The following is a 15,918-nucleotide window of genomic DNA, read 5'->3' as shown; positions in this document are numbered from 1 at the left end:
CCTTTTGAAAAGAAAATGCACGTCTTGCTGCTTCATCGCCATCCTGGGGTCATTGCCGAAAGCTGGGCGCAAAAAAAGCCTGTGCACGATCGCTCGAAAACGATGCTTTGCACAGGCATGTGATGCAAGCTTGCCTTGCCCTAAGGCAGCAGAGTGTACAAACGGTAGATCAGTACCGCCGTCTCCGCCCTAGTGATCGGATCTTTGGGATTGAACTTGCCGCCGTCACCTTGCAGCAACTTCGCATCCGCCAAAGCTTGAACAGCTTCGCGGGCATAGACTTCGATGGCATCGGCGTCGGCAAATCCGTCAGCAGAAGCCGCACCGTTTGCCGCAGCCGGCTGAATCCCTGCCGCATTCATCGCGCGGTAGATCATCGCGGCAGCATCTTCCCTCTTGATCGGGGCATCAGGCAAAAAGAGGTTTCCTTCCCCCTGAACGATCCCGAGTTCTCTAGCCATACCGACAGCCTGACCATAATAAGCATCCTGCGGCACATCCGCAAACTGCCCCGTACTTTGGGCGCGATTCCGGTTGAATTCGAAAGCTTGGACCAGCAAAAGGGCAAAATCCCCTCGACGGATCTGCGCTTGAGGTTGATACGCGGATTCCGATACGCCGTGGACGATCCCTTTCACCGCCAAAGCTTCGATGGACTGACGGGCCCATGCAAGGTTCCCGATATCCTGGAACGTACGTTCATCGTACCCAACGGCGTACACTCCAGACTGCCAGGCCTTGAATACGATCTGCCCCGAAGTTTGGACGTATTTACCGCTTGGAACCGGCGAATATGTTCCTTGTTCTCCCGCCAGTCGAACGACAAGCTTCTCCGGATTCTTCATTTCGGCGGAACTCGGCTGATATGGCAGCATGACCATGATCGGCGATTCCGCATTCATCCATTGCACAGCTGCTCCCTTGGCGGTTCCAAGCTGCAGCGAGATCGCCGGTCTTTTGCCGAATAGGGTCAAGGCATCCTTACCCGATGCCGCCAGGTTTGCCTTGATGACTTTCAAGACAATGGATTCGCCAAGCTGCTCCTTGGACGCTGCCAGCAGGTCGCCCGGAATCCACAGGTTTCCCCATTCCGTGCGAATTTCCAGCGATTGCGTTGCTGGCTTTTCCGCAACCAGCTCCGAAGGCAGCTCTAGGGCATACCCTTCGGCCCCGGCGACAGCATTCAATTGAACGATTAATTTTTTCTTTCCGTCCTTGCCTGTTTGGATTCCGCTAAATGCCTGTTCCGCTTCCTTGCTGCTCAGCCGGACGGACGCCAGTTTCGACGCTGGATCCAAAACCGGCGATAACGTCAAGGCATCTTTTCCGGATGGATTCTGGCCAGGATTGGGGCTTCCGCCCGCTGTTCCGCTCCCTGCCGAACCGGAGCCGGAACCGTAACTCCCTCCGGCATTCGATCCCGATCCTCCCGAATGGTCCCCGCCGCCTTGATCCGTCCCAGGTACCGAACCGATGGCAGCGAGCCGGGCTTGCAAGGATGTTTTCAGCGCGCCATCCGGCAGCAGGAGCACGAAATTGGCAGCCGCATCGAAGGTGCTGACGTCTTTCTTTTGCTCCGCCGACTGCACGCTGGCTTGGGCGGATTTTTCCAGCAGCGTCAAGAAATCGTCCTTAAGCAGGTACAAATTACCGAATAATCCGGCATCCTTGCTCGTTCCGATGCCTCCGTTATACTCCATAAATCCCGACCGGCCTTCCCCGTCATTTTCATTGACAAGCAGCGCAAGTCCGATTGGTTGGTCGGGGTGGACATCGTATCCGGCGCCATGAAGCGCTTGAAACGGCAGGGTCAGCTTATAATGCGTCACCTTGGCCGCTTCGTCGCGGGTGATGACGGCTTGGGCGGATTCCATCGGGCCTGCCGTGATTCCATCCGGAGCTCGCCATCTCCACTTTGTCACGCTGCCGTCCTGGTTCAAGGCAAAGCCTAGCTCATTCACTTGTCGGCTGGCCCCGCCGTCTTGCTTCGCCAAATCGATGCCGACCTGCAGGCTGTCGCCTTGCCATATGTCGCCGTTGGTATACGTCTGGCTATGGACGTTGTCCTTGACGTCCACGTTGACGTATAAGTTGTTATCATCCCATGTGATCTTGGAAGCGAGGCTGAGATCATCGGCGCCTCCCCAGCTTCCGCCAACACTGTAGTAGTGCTCCGGACCGGAAACTTCAATTGAAGGCGTATGATCCGGGGTCTCACTCCGCGATGCAAAGGCCTGGGACAGCTTGACCGAGGCTTCGTAACGATCTCCGCCGTCCAGCGCAACTCTGAACTTCAGCGCATCGGCCGATAAGTAAGGAATGGCGATGCTCCGCGTTTCACCGACTTTCAGATTCTCGAAACGAATCGGCTTCAGCGATTCCTTATACATGCCGGGACTGACCCATTCGATCTGTCCCTTCAGTGTTCGATCTCCCGCCGCATTGGTAATCGCCAGCACCGTACCGGTATCTTCCGGCCGCGAAGGATCGAGAGACGCCTTCTCCAGCTTCAGCGCGATCGGATAGAGATTGCTCCCCGACACTTTGCCCGGTGCATCGTTCTGTATTTGGAGTCCCCCGCTAGCCAGGTTGTTAGAAACAACCAGCTTGTCGATTCCCTGTCCGGCATACACATGGGTCGTTTGGGACTGCTGGAAGTACGAGTCGTATAGTCCGACATTACCGCCGACGGCGTTAATGCCGATGTCGCCGACTTTGGTGAAATTGGCCTGCTGAATCCGCACGTTGCCTCCGTAGATGTCGAAGGAACGGTTCGTATCGCCCCACATCGAAGAATTGAAAAACACCGCTTTGGATTTGAAGTCTTTGCCAACCTCGACATATACTTTGTCGGTGGTGCTGATCGAGACCAGCTCCGTGTTGATGAACTGGAGTCCCGCGTTATCCGCGCCCTCCAGCACGGCTCCTTTTTTGCTTCCGTCCGTGCCATGGCCGATCACGACGGCTTCAGGGCCTTGCCCGTCTTGTCCTTCGAAATGAATGCCGAACTTCGAACCGAAGACGAACGTGTTAAAGACGGTCTCCTGTTTCACGTTGCCGATGCGGAAAGCATCCAGATTGTCCTTCTGGTAATTCCAGACCCTGTCGGAATCTGCGCTGGTGGCAGGATGGTTCGGGTAATTGCTGCGCCCGTAATAATGAGGATTGAATTGGACGTTCCGCATATATCCGCCCCGCGCTCCCCCGCCCAGGTAGATTCCTTCCTTCAGCGGAGAACCTGCCACGTAATCGATGTAATGTCCGCTCGTATCATATGTTCCAAAATCGACGGCCTGATAAGGATTGACCAGCGTGGTATCGATCAGGTAGACGTCCTTTCCCTGGCCTTGGACAGTCCATGGGTACGGCTTGACCGGATTGGCCTCGGTCCACGACTGATGATCGTAATAAACGGATATTCCGCGAAGTCCTGCCGCCGTTTTCAATTGAATAAAAGCCTCGGCATCGGGTTCGTTTTCCCCATATTTCGTAAAAATAACCGTACCTCCGCCGATCGTATGATGCGGAACGTCGAAATTGCCGCGCAATTCCACGCCGGTCGGCACAACGAGCGGTTGCTCGACCCGGTAGGTCCCAGCCGGCATATACACCGTGCCTCCGCCTTTGTCACCGGCATCGTTCAAAGCCTGCTGGATCGCCTGGGAGGCATCCTCGTTTCCGGACGGATCGGCGGAGTAAGGAGCATTCACCACATTGAACAATCCTCGTCCCGCAGGTTTGGGTTGCTGTGCAATATCCACGGAAGGCACGTCCGGAAGGCTTTCCAGCACGAATTTATCATCTTGCCGGATATTCAGGTCCGTCGATTTGCTGTGGTTGGTCACGGACAATTTGCCTTCATATCCCGAGTTGATCGAGTTTATCGTTCCGACATTTCCTTCAAGTAAGAGATGCCGTTCGGATTTGGCGAAGCTGGATGCGCCCAGAATCAACGATCCGCCACGTGTGACGATCGCATAGTCTTCGCTGCCGTCCCCCCAGTTTTCGAACGTGCTGTTTTCGAAAGATAAGGTTCCGCTGCCTTCGTTCAGAACCGCCTGATCGGGATGTCCGCCTACCGTAACGCCGTTGAACTGAACGATGGAGTTAAAACCTTGCGTCGCATAAACGGCAACCGGATGCGGTCCGGCGTCGGCATCGAACCGGCTGTCCGTTATCAGCAAGCCGTAATTATTAACGCCTTCGATCTTGAGGGCGATATGACAGTCCTCGATCTGAATCTTATACAATTGGGCGTTTGCCGATTCAAGGCTTCCGGTTCTTGTCGTCATCCGTAAACCCGTTTCATATCCGGAAATATGGATGTCCGACATGTATTCCCAGTCGGAGCGGCCCATCACGATGCCTTCGGCGTGACTCGTCATGTATTCATGCAGTTCGCCGCGTTCCGGCGATCCTGCGAGGCCCGATCCGGACCATAGATCCGGGGAAAGGTGAATCCCCTCCAGCCTGCCGATATCCGTCGTGAAATCGAGAAAGATGCCCGTCTTCAGCGTAGTACCGTAGAGGTTCTTGACGTAATGCAGCTCGTTCCAGTCCGGTCCAATTTTAATGCCCTGATAGGCGTTGACCAGCGTGACGTTCTTGACGGTTGCGCTGTCGCCGGGAAGCTGCTCGATCGTCCACGGATAAGGAATCGGACTTGAAGCATTCTGTTCCGGGTACCAGATTGACAGGTTCGTCACGCCGCTGGAAGGCTGCAACTTGATGAAGCTCGCTCCCGTTTCCCGGCCCTCGCCCGTACGAACGGCAAGAACGGTTCCCAGAACCTTGCCGCCCTGCGATTCCGGATTCGTCCAGTCGCCGCGGAGCGTAACCCCCGTCGGCACGATGAGCTCGCTTGTGAGCTTGTACGTGCCTTCCGGCACGAATACGACACCTCCGCCCTGGCTTCCGGCCTCTGCCAGCGCCTCTTGGAATGCCCGGGTGTCATCCGTGCTTCCATCCCCTTTGGCCCCATAATCCTTCACGCTGCGGTCGGCGATAACAATATCGGCCGTCGGGTATGCCGTATCGTAGGCCTTGGTCTCGATCCCCGACGGTTCGCGAGGCTGCTTCGTCACGGTCACCTTCGCCAAGTACAGCTCGGGATTCGGTGACTTCGCTCCGCCGCCGGTGACGCCGATCCGGAAATCCGCATCGTTCGAGCGGTTCGCGAAGCGAGGGTCGCTCAGCTTGAAGGTATGCGTCTTCCATGTCCCCGAATCTTCATACGAGAACAGCGGAGCTTCCTTAAAAGCGGATTGCTTGGAATCATACTGAAGGACCATGTCCCCATTGCCGCGGTCATAATATTCGGCCGTCACCCAAACGTCCTGGTTGCTAAGATCGCTTACGAATTCGTCATTCACATCGAAATAAAAATAGAGGATGTTCTCTCCCGGTTGATTCGGGTTGACCGTTTGGTTGGTCTTCCAGTACGTTTTGCCGTCCACGTCGCCCACCTGCAGGCCAACTTTAGGCCCGTCCCCCGGACGCGCGGTCATGCCTTGTCCTTCTGGCGTTTCGCCGAGCGTAATGTATACGGAATCCGTTACCGTTACCGGCTCGGATGGCAGGAGCTGTTCTCCTCTCACAGCGCTTTCGCCTTCCTCGGCTGCCTTTGCCGGTACAGGGGCAATCCAGAATAAAGAAACGGCCATCGCCATGACGATCATTTGCGCCATATAACGCTTAATCCTCAATCGATTGTTCACAATCATACCTCCCATGCTTGATTCGATGATCAAGCTGCACGAAAGCACGCTGCCTCGATGTGGAATCCTGTTTGTATTCGCTTTCATTTTGCAGCATAATAAATCAGACGTACGTAAAGCACTGACCATTTCCTGACCATTCGCTTAAACATTGCCTCATTTAAAGCTCATACACCTAAAGCTTGTTTCAGTCACAGATTGTGTACCTATAGTATTGCTCCATTACATATCCTGTACCTATGGTCTTGCTTCACCCAAAGAACGATGACTTAGGCTTACTCTACTTACCAGTTCGTGTACTTTGGCTAGCGATACGAGCAGATTGTTTTCTTAATGCTTGCTCTCGCATCGTAAAGCCCCTAGGCTTGCTTCGCTTCTAATTCGGCGGCACCTCCCCCTTTCCCGCAGGCGGTTTGCTTCCTTTTTGCTTACAAAAAGGACCTGAGGGGAAAACCGGCCTTATCGGCCGGCGTCCCTCCAGGAATGGGCAGGCTCCCAGTTCAGGACCGACTTCGCTTTTGCGTTCGATACGAACGCCGTAAGTTCTTCGGGTCCCAGCCCGGGAAATGGCACCTGCGGATAATACTTGACTGCCAGCTCGCTGACGCTTGCATCGCTCAGGATATCACTCGATGTGATGTTCAAGCGACATGCCTCCGGCTCCCCATGCCCGTTTACTTCCAGCGCAAGCCGGCATGCGGCGGCAGCGTCGCGCGCGTCGACGTAGCTCCATAAAATGCGGTGATGTCTTCCAGTTTGGTCGAAGGCGGCAATCTCTCTGGCGTATTCTTCCGGCCCCAGAATCAAGGAGAACCGAAGCGCGTAGATTTCCATGCCCATGCGGCGGGCAAACATATCACCGGTCTGTTCGTTAACCTGCTTGGACAGGCCGTAGCTTTCCTGCGGCAGCAGGACATGGTCCTCGTCGACGGGGAGCATATGCGGTGGGAAGGGATGTTTTGCCCAACAGAAACCATAGGCCGATTCGCTGGATCCAAACACAACGCGCTTGATACCGAGTTTGGAAGCAGCTTCCAGGATGTTATACGTTGCCATGACGTTATTGGCGAAAATCCGTTCCGGCGAAAAGTTGATGGGATTGGGCACCGCGGCCAAATGAACCACCGCATCGGATTCGGCCAAAATGCCGTACACTTCACCAAGCTGGGTCAAATCCCCCTGTACATATCGGGCATAACGGTTTCTTCCGCTAGGCGGGCGCGAATCCGTTCCGATGACTCTGTACCCTCCTGCGTTGAGCTCTTGGACCACATAATGCCCAAGCTTTCCTTCCGAGCCGGTCACGACGATTTGCTTCACAATCATGTCCTCCTTCCAGCCGGACCTTATGGCCGAATTAATGTTCCATCCGGCTTGCGGTCCAGCTTGTATGGGTTATGGTATGTTTTCAATGAAACTTGATTCCCGAGCAGGGCTGCGGCCTGAAGTTCATCGATATCGATGCCGAGGCCTGGCTTGTCGCTTAGATGCAAATGCCCGTTTTCCAAAACCGCATGGCCCGGGAATGCTTCCTTCTCCCCGGACCGGAAATGGTTGATCTCCTGGACGCCGAAGCTCATGATCGCCATATCCAGATGAGCGGCCGCGACTTGGTTGACAGGGTCGTTCTCCCCGCCTTCCTGCCAAGCTGTGCGGACGCCGAAAGCTTCGCAGACGGCGGCGATCTTGCGGCATGGGGTAATTCCGCCTGCCTTGGATACGCGCATCCGTACAAAGTCGATCAAGCGCTCCTGCACCAGGGGCAGCCACTCCTGCGGATGCACAAACAATTCGCCGACGGCCTGCGGCGTGGTGCTCGTTTCTTTCACCCGCCGGTACCAAGAGGTATGCTCCGATTGCAGCAAATCCTCCACGAAGAATAACCGGTAAGGCTCAAGTGCTTTGGATAAGCTCACGGCGCCGGAAGGTGTCAGGTGCTCGTGAACATCATGTGTAAAGCCCAAATTCATGCCAAAACGCACGCGCAGCTTCTCGAACATGTCGGGGATCGCCGTGATGTAGCTGGCTTCATCGAACAGGTTGGCCGGCGGGAATATCGACGAGCCTTGGGGCGAGACGAACCCGCCCCCGCCGTAGCCGCCAAGCTGGCAGCGGATTACGCCGAACCCCTGTTCTTGGAAGGCATGCACCTCTTCCTCCAGCTGCTCGTAGGTCGCTCCGTTGGCGTGTGCATAGCAAGGAACGGCCGAACGAACCGCGCCTCCGAGAAGCTGATACACGGGCATGCCGGCTTCCTTGCCCTTAATGTCCCACAGCGCCATATCGATGCCTCCCATAGCGGTATGGAGTGTCGATCCGTTGCGCCAATAACCGCTTGTGTACATCGTCTGCCATACATCCTCGATCTGGCTTGCGTCTCGGCCGATAAGAACCGGTGCCAATAGCTCCTCAATGATGCTGACCACGGCTCCAGGTTGGTAAACATCGCTGGCCGAGCCAATCCCGTACAGACCGTCCTGATCGGTCATGACTTTCACGATGACCCAGCTTCCGTCATGTCTTGTGCGAATGCAGCGTACTGCCGTTATTTTGGCCATGCCATTTTCCCTCCCTCCAAATTTCCATCGCGTTTAGCGAGATGTCAGCCGCAGGCCGAGCGTTTGAATCTTCGCCGGGCCTGGTTTCAGTTCATACCCCGCTCCATCCTTCCACTCCAACGTCTCGCCGCGTTCTTCCATGATCGTGCTTTCATATCCGTCATTCACCGCGAACGCAGGCTTAACCGCCATCGTAGCAGGCTCAAGCGATACGTTGAATGCTCGCAGCATCAAGTCATCGCTTTCCTCGCCCAGCTTCAAGGCGCTGAAGGCCATGCGCTTGCCTTCCCATTCCAGGAAAGCATGATTTGCGGGCAGCGTGCCATGGTGGACGCCCGTCTGTCGTACCGTCCACGGAACCGGGAACTGATAAGCATCTACATAAGCGCCTGACGCTACGATATCGGCATCGTGAGATATGAGCTCCATGTCCATGACATGGCTTCCGAGACACTGGGCTTCCGGCGTTGAGAATACGCCCCAGTCCCCAAGTTCCCTGACGCCGCGAAGAAGTGTGACCGCCATAGTGTTATGCTCCGGAAGGACTTCGTATTCGTTCAATCCTTGATTCGCGACCGTAAGGCCCGCCGTGTCGTCACATAAGCTGACGAACGCGTTCTGATGCTGGGCATTGCTCGGATTGATCCAAGCAACTTCGGGCTGAATCGGACGGCGCGCCAGCTCATAAATAGAGTCCGCGACGACATGCTCCGTTTGAAGCCCGGTCTTGAACAGCATGCGGATGCGATGATCCTTCACCGTGTTGTCGATGCGGCTGCGGATGCTGACGGAGCGGCTGTCCTTGCCTAGGGTGAGCTCTGTGACGATCCTCAACTCGCCGGTCTCGCCGACCCGTCGGGATGTCCGATACCGGAACGGAACCATGGAACGGATTTCTTCCTCCAAACGTTCATCTGCACCGAGTGGCAGATGCCACACATGCTCGATCCGGTAGACGGCCGAAAAAGGCGTATGCTTCACCAGCTGTACGTCGGCGGCCAGCCCTTCCGTCGTCAGCGGTGTTTCTCCGTCCGGCTGCCGGTACATGTATTCATTTCCGATATCGCCCGTATCTTCATAGATGCCAAGCCCTTCGTATTTTCTTCCATTCACTTTATCCGACAGCGTGAAGGAACCGTCCTGCGCGATTTCAATCCGGACATAACGGTTCTCCATCGCATTTTCGCCGGCGGTAACGCTGTTACCAGTGGCTGGATCGGACTCCGTCTTCGGCAGCAGTGAATCTTTGCGGACAAGGGCATAGGTTTGATAACCGATCTGCGGCACATCCCGGACATATAGCTCCACGTCCACCTGATACACCCAGTAAGGCTGTCGGAACCGATCATCCGGGAGATCATAGCCGAATATGGGACCCGACGCGGCGATAACGGCTTCGACTTGATTGCCGTCAGCGTCCACGACCGCCCATTCATCCGGAGCAAAATCTGCATATTCCGCTTTGAACGCCTCATATTTTTCATGCGGAGGCTGATGGTCGAAGTACCGGCGCTCCACGTCCACTGTCACGCGAACCACACCGGAGCGCAGATGACCGGACGTGTTGAAGACGACGAACGGCCGCGCCTGCGAACCAAAACCTGATGTATCAACTTCATCTGCCACCGCCGTGGCGCTTTGGGCAGCGATTGATTCGGCCACCTGCTGTGATTTAGCGAAGCGCGTCATCATCTCCCGGTGCACTTCATCGACGCTGCAGCCGCAGATGCTGTCGTGAGGATGGTTTTGCAGCAGCGTCTTCCACGCATACAGCAGCTCGTGGCGCGGATACTCGCCCCCGCCAAGATACGCCATGACCGCGAGCGGCTCCGCCACTTTTTCCAGCAGCGTCTGGCTCTTCACGTTCTCCTGCTTGATGTACACCCTGGCCGATGCGGTGTTGACCAGCGTGATCCAGCCGTCGGTCCACTGGCTGCGCAGCTCACCTCGGATGACGTCGAGTGCATCCGGTTTCGCTTGCCTGAGGGCTTCGATGTATTCCGGAAAGCTGGAGTGGCGGAAGGTCACGTCCGGCATGATCTCTCCCGCCGCGAGCAGCGCTGCCGACAGGTCCTTCTGCAGCGGCTGATGGTCGCAGCCGTTCATGAACAGCAGTTCCGGCGTGGACGCAAACGCTTCGGCGGCCGCCAGCTTTTCCTTCCAATATGTTTTGGCCGCCTCGCGGTCCACGGGAATTTCCATTCCGTTGTTGTACCAGTTGGCGAACAAGATGGCCAGGACCCTGGTTCCATCCGGAGATTCCCAATACATCTCCGAATATTGGGAGGTATGGGCATTGCCCGACTGGATCTCGTTGTTGAAGCCCACCGGCTTGACCCCGCGTCCGTACACGGCCACGTCGATGCCCGCTTGGCTGATGAGCTGCGGCGCCTGCCCCATATTCCCGAACGAGTCGGGAAAGTATCCGATTTTCGCATATCCACCCATGTTTTTCGATGCCAGAATGCCGATCAGCAAATTCCTTGCATTCGCTTCGCTGCTGACCAGAAACTCATCCTGCAGAATATACCACGGGCCGAGAATCAGCTTGCCCTGTTCCACCAGCGACCGGATTTTCCCCGCCCGATGCGGCATCATTTCGAGATAGTCTTCGAGTACAATGTATTGACCGTCCAGATGAAAGCTTGCGAAATCGGGGTCGCGCTCGAACGTTTCAATTAAATCTTCCATTAACCGGACCAGTTTCAACCGGTGCGTTTCATATGGTAAATACCACTCTCTATCCCAGTGGGAATGCGCTATGATGTGTGCCGTTTTTGAAGTCATCTCTATCTCATCCCAATCTTGTATGTTGTCGTATGCGCACTTTCAGGTTCATGCGCTTGTTCGCATGTTCTACATTTTGACCGAACCGACGGTCATCCCCTTCACGTACATCTTCTGCATGAACGGGAACGACAGCAGCACCGGAATGACAGTAATCAGCGCGCCCGCCATCAGTTCGTTCCATTTTTTGAACGAAGAGGAATCCAGGTACATGAGCCCCATCGGCAGCGTAAACATTTCCTGTTTATCGATGATGATCATCGGCCATAAGATGTTGTTCCAGCTTCCGATGAAATTCAGGATGGCGATGGTCCCGATCGCCGGCAGGGCCAGCGGCAGGTAGATGCGCCAATAAATTTTGAAATTGCCGCAGCCGTCCAGGACGGCGCATTCGTACAGTTCATGCGAGATCGTCCCGAAGTAGCTGGTAAAGAGGAAGATGGCGAACGGCGCCGCCCCGTTGATCATCGGCAAAATTATGCCGACGTAGCTATTCTGCAGCCCGAGATTCGTCATATTGATATAAAGCGGAATCAGCGTGGTTACGCCTGGAACGAGCAGCAGCGCAATGAAGGTGTAATAGATCAGCTTTTTGCCCTTGAATCTGAATTTCGCGAACGCGAATGCCATCATCGTGTATATGACAACGACACCGACGATGACAATCACGCTGACGACCACGCTATTGACGAAGAAACGGGAAAAGTTCAGCTTGCTCCATACCTCGGAAAAGGTTGACCACATGAGCGGTCCTTTCGGGAAAGGAGACTGCGGATTGGCCAGCGCGTCCTGCGATGTTTTCAAGGAGGTTCCGATCATCCATACGAAGGGATACACGCAGGTCAGTCCGTATATGAAAAGAATGATGTGCTTGATCGTTTTGACCATTTCGAATCGCCTCCTTTTAAATGTCGACCTTGAATGAGCGGATGCTGAACATGGCGATGGCGCCTGTGATCAGGAACGATACCCACCCGATCGCGCTTGCCAGTCCGTAATTGTTGTTCAGGAAGGCCGTTCTGTACACGAGGGTACCGATAACCTCCGAACTGCCTGCCGGTCCCCCGCCCGTCATGATAAACACATTCTCGAAGGCCTGGAAAGCACCGTTGACCATTTGAATAACCGCGATGAGCGTGATCGGCTTCAGGAGCGGCCACGTGATTTTCATGATCATAGTCAGCTTGCTGGCTCCGTCGACACTCGCCGCCTCGTACAGCGTTGGATCAATCGAAGTCAGTCCCGCGTAATACAGGATCAGCGTACCGGGAAGCCCTCCCCAGATCGATGTCAAAATAATGCCTGTCAGCGAGGTCGAGGAACTGCCCAGCATGCCGCCAGGCACGGCCAGGAAATCGAGGCCGATCGCTTGGAAAAGGGCGTTGAAGGCGCCAGTAGGCTCGAACAAGCCCTTCCATACGTAAAAAATCGCCACGCCCGACGCGATCATCGGCAAAAAGTAAACCGTACGGTACAGCGTCGCCATCTTCGTATTCTGTAGCACGAAAGCCAGGACGATCGCGATCGGGATGACCACGACGACCTGAGAGACGGCGATCAGCACGTTGTGCAGCAGCGAATGGTAGAAATTCTGGGTCACAATCGGGTTATCGCCCAGCAGAAACTGCCGGAAATTGGAGAGCCCTTCGAAACGGGCCGTCGAGAAGTCGATCCCCGACCAGTTGTAAAAACTGAGCATGATCGAGAAGCCGACCGAATAGACGCCGACGGCGAGAAACAGAAGAATACCCGGCAGCAAAAACAGATAGGGCACCCATTTACTTCTGGTTGTTATCATCTTCCATCACCTTTGGATTTGGGATTGAACAGCCGGCGGACGGAGGTTAACCCTCCAGCCGGCTGCGACTGGTGCGGCGAGCAGCAAATCAGTTGCCGCTGGCCTGCAGGCTCTTCATCGTATCGTCGAATTTTTGCGCAGCCTGTTCGGCCGTCATTTTTTTCTCAATGATGGATTGCAGGGATTGAGCGTACACTTCCCATTCCTTGTTCTTGCCGCGGAAGGCGTTGATAGCCGGCTGGGCTTCCGAATAAGGTCCGGGCTCAGCGGCGAACGAGTCGACAATCGCCTTCAAGTTCGGATCGAGATCTTTGGCTTTGTCTCCCAAATTCAGTGCCGGAACTGTATAAGCCGCATTTGCGAATGCAACCGCCGCATCCGGGTCTGTTGTCATGTATTTGATAAAATCAAGCGCCGTATCCTTGTTTTTGGAATCCTTGTTCACCGCAAGCATCGTCAAGGTAAACGGATCCGTCGTCCATGAAGTGATTTTCGAGCCTTCGATCGGTGGAACAGGGAACGTGACGATATCTTCCGGCTTCATGCCCATTGCGAGCAGCGTGGACATCGTAAACGAACCGCCCAGGTCAAACGCGGCCTTGCCTGCGGCAAACGCTTGGTCAGCGCCGTCAATGTCGGTCGAGAGAATACCCGGCATCAGCAGATCCTTGTCGGCAAGTGTCTGGACGGCCTTGACGACAGGGAGATGCCCAGGATCGCTCATCTTCGACTTTCTCTCCAGAAGCTCCACGTAAGACTGCGGCCCTCCGTACATGATGGCTAATGCCGAACCAGCCCAGTTCTCCCACAAATCCGACGTTTTCGCGCCGAACACAAGGCCTGGCGTACCGGTCTTGCTCTTGATGGTTTCCATCATCGAGACGAACTCTTCCCAGGTCTTTGGAGCCTCGGTTTTCAGCCCCGCCTTTTCCATCAGCAGCTTATTACCGTAAAAGGTAAAGAATCCGCCGATGTCGAGCGGCAGTCCATAAAACTGTCCTGCTTTGAGCGATTTTTGCACTGTCGTGGCGTTCTTATCGTTCTGCCAGGAGTCAACCTGGCTCTGCGTCACCCGGATCGGGTCCATTGCGGTGCCGTAGTACTTGCCGAGCACGTCGTCGCCGATTTCGCCCGACAGCTCGACCACGGAGTTTTCAATCGAATCCCCCGCCGAGGCCCACCAGTTGATGACGTCAGGCAGGTTTTTGGAATTGCCCGCAGCTTGGATTTTTTGTCTGTACGTATCGTCCGGCGTAAACGTCTCCAATTTCACTTTCACGCCCGTTTTCTGTTCGTACAGCTTGGCCGCAGCCTCGATTCCCGGCGTGTACGCTACTTTCCAGGTCCACATGGTCAACTCCTTGCCGGATGAAGCATCCCCGCCTTCCTGCTTCTGCCCGCCAGAGCAAGCGCTTACAACCAAACAAAGAACGGATAACATTGTGACCATCAAGGTTGATTTCTTTTTCATCGTCTAACCACCTTTTCATTAATCATGGATCGGATCATTGTTTTAACTCGATGTATGAAGACTTGCAGGAATAACTTGGATACCACCTCCCTGAAGAAGTACAACAAGCGGCCATACGGCAGCAGTGTTATGTTTCCTGCCCTGCTCGTAAGCGTTTTACCAAATGGGCGAATGCAACTTATAGCTAACAATATAAACATTATATTTTTACGTGTAAATGTTTATTTTTTTAATACAACTTATGATTACTCAACTCTAAATTCGCCCAAAACGGTTGTTAAATCAAAGAATTTTTAATGTCAGTTGCGTATCTCATTCCTCAAAAAAAGATTCAATCAACACAAATAAATATTCAAATTCACTTGTATAGGTTGAATACTTGTAATATATTTATATCAGACTTATTCATCGAATGGAGATCCGAAATATGCCAAATAAATTCGTCCCGATGTATAAAAAAATAGAACATTATATCGTGGAGCAAATCCGGAGCGAGAACTGGAAGCCGATGAGCCGCATCCCTTCCGAAAACGAGCTTGCGGATCAATTCGGCGTCAGCCGGATCACCGTGAAGAACGCCCTGGCCGATCTGGTCGAACGAGGCGTCATTTATCGGATGCAGGGCAAAGGCACCTTCGTATCGGAGAGAAAAGACGAGGACCTGTTCTCTTTGGGGACTTCGGGTGCAGAAACATTGCTGAAAAATACCGTGGGCTTCCTGCTGCCCCGTCTGGATAACCGTTTTACGGCCAACTTGCTGAGCGGGATCGAAGATGCCCTTTCCGACAAGGGTTATCACCTGCTATTTTCAAAAACCAACGACTCCCAGGAGCATGAGATTCGGAAAATACGCGAAATGAAGCATGCCGGCGTTGCCGGGCTGATCATTTATCCGGTGGAGGGCGAAAATTACAACCATGAAATTTTGTCCCTCACGCTGAACAAATTCCCTTTGGTTCTATTAGACAGACAGTTTAAGGGAGTCGAGACCAACTCGGTCAGCTCCGATCACTATAAGGCGGGCATGGATGCGGTTACTCACCTCATTGAGCTGGGGCACCGGAATATCGGGTTTATTTCGACCAAATCGGAAGGAACATCAAGCATCGAGGAGCGTCTTGCGGGATATGAGCAGGCGCTGGAGGATCGGCATATCCTCATCGACCGCAGCTTTCAAATGACGCGCCTTTCCATGTCCAACAGCGACGAAGAGGTCATGGAGATGATTCAGCAGTTTTTGCGGTCGAATCCGCATATGACGGGCGTGATTTCTTCGAACTTCAGTCCACACGTGATCCAAGCCGCCCTGGCCATGGGACTGCGGGTTCCCGAGGATCTCTCTGTCGTCTTTTTCGACGATGTCGTGTACCCGGATTTTAGCGTCGTCCCGCCTACCGCCATCATCCAGCAGGAACGCGAGATGGGCCGAGAGGCAGGTTATCTTATTGTCCATCAGATCGAAAACGGCGTGTCCGATTATCGGCAAATCAAGCTTCCGACGAAGCTTGTCCCCCGCCGTTCCACCGGCATTCATGCCGCCGAAGCGACAACAGCGGCCAAAGACAGGTAACGGCCGGATTCGGATGC

General features: G+C 54.5%; 8 protein-coding genes. 1 reads left to right on the top strand and 7 read right to left on the bottom strand.

Features of this window, described 5'->3' with window-relative positions:
• Positions 1 to 140 precede the first annotated feature (140 nt).
• The 7 genes from GRF59_RS00555 to GRF59_RS00525 form a co-directional block, all read right to left on the bottom strand.
• Positions 141 to 5,717, bottom strand: a complete 5,577-nt coding sequence (locus GRF59_RS00555; protein ID WP_160495740.1) for a glycosyl hydrolase family 28-related protein — start codon at positions 5,715 to 5,717, stop codon at positions 141 to 143.
• Between the two features lie 459 nt (positions 5,718 to 6,176).
• Complete coding sequence (locus GRF59_RS00550; RefSeq protein ID WP_160495739.1) at positions 6,177 to 7,037, bottom strand: NAD-dependent epimerase/dehydratase family protein; 861 nt, start codon at positions 7,035 to 7,037, stop codon at positions 6,177 to 6,179.
• A 26-nt stretch (positions 7,038 to 7,063) separates the two neighbouring features.
• On the bottom strand, positions 7,064 to 8,275 hold the full coding sequence (locus tag GRF59_RS00545) for an enolase C-terminal domain-like protein (RefSeq protein WP_160495738.1): 1,212 nt from the start codon (positions 8,273 to 8,275) through the stop codon (positions 7,064 to 7,066).
• A 33-nt stretch (positions 8,276 to 8,308) separates the two neighbouring features.
• Entirely contained in the window at positions 8,309 to 11,062 is a 2,754-nt protein-coding gene (locus GRF59_RS00540; protein WP_160495737.1) for an alpha-mannosidase, read from the bottom strand.
• Positions 11,063 to 11,131: 69 nt separating this feature from the next.
• Positions 11,132 to 11,950 carry a carbohydrate ABC transporter permease gene (locus tag GRF59_RS00535; protein WP_160495736.1) on the bottom strand — a complete coding sequence of 273 codons (819 nt, stop codon included), beginning with the start codon at positions 11,948 to 11,950 and terminating at the stop codon, positions 11,132 to 11,134.
• Positions 11,951 to 11,966: 16 nt separating this feature from the next.
• Complete coding sequence (locus GRF59_RS00530; RefSeq protein WP_160495735.1) at positions 11,967 to 12,860, bottom strand: carbohydrate ABC transporter permease; 894 nt, start codon at positions 12,858 to 12,860, stop codon at positions 11,967 to 11,969.
• 88 nt (positions 12,861 to 12,948) lie between these two features.
• Positions 12,949 to 14,331 carry an ABC transporter substrate-binding protein gene (locus GRF59_RS00525; RefSeq protein ID WP_160495734.1) on the bottom strand — a complete coding sequence of 461 codons (1,383 nt, stop codon included), beginning with the start codon at positions 14,329 to 14,331 and terminating at the stop codon, positions 12,949 to 12,951.
• 427 nt (positions 14,332 to 14,758) lie between these two features.
• Here GRF59_RS00525 and GRF59_RS00520 point away from each other — a divergent pair, with 427 nt between their 5' ends.
• On the top strand, positions 14,759 to 15,901 hold the full coding sequence (locus GRF59_RS00520; protein WP_160495733.1) for a GntR family transcriptional regulator: 1,143 nt from the start codon (positions 14,759 to 14,761) through the stop codon (positions 15,899 to 15,901).
• Positions 15,902 to 15,918: the final 17 nt, after the last annotated feature.

Source organism: Paenibacillus dendrobii, assembly GCF_009807035.1.
GTDB classification, from domain to species: domain Bacteria; phylum Bacillota; class Bacilli; order Paenibacillales; family Paenibacillaceae; genus Paenibacillus_AQ; species Paenibacillus_AQ dendrobii.
Note: the sequence above shows the minus strand (reverse complement) of the source record. Positions and strands in the feature narration are given on the sequence as shown.

Excerpts from the sequence above, each read along its gene's own strand:
- GRF59_RS00525 (WP_160495734.1), bottom strand. The coding sequence starts at position 14,331 with ATGAAAAAGAAATCAACCTTGATGGTCACAATGTTATCCGTTCTTTGT.
- GRF59_RS00540 (WP_160495737.1), bottom strand. The coding sequence starts at position 11,062 with ATGACTTCAAAAACGGCACACATCATAGCGCATTCCCACTGGGATAGA.
- GRF59_RS00530 (WP_160495735.1), bottom strand. The coding sequence starts at position 12,860 with ATGATAACAACCAGAAGTAAATGGGTGCCCTATCTGTTTTTGCTGCCG.
- GRF59_RS00520 (WP_160495733.1), top strand. The coding sequence starts at position 14,759 with ATGCCAAATAAATTCGTCCCGATGTATAAAAAAATAGAACATTATATC.
- GRF59_RS00545 (WP_160495738.1), bottom strand. The coding sequence starts at position 8,275 with ATGGCCAAAATAACGGCAGTACGCTGCATTCGCACAAGACATGACGGA.
- GRF59_RS00535 (WP_160495736.1), bottom strand. The coding sequence starts at position 11,950 with ATGGTCAAAACGATCAAGCACATCATTCTTTTCATATACGGACTGACC.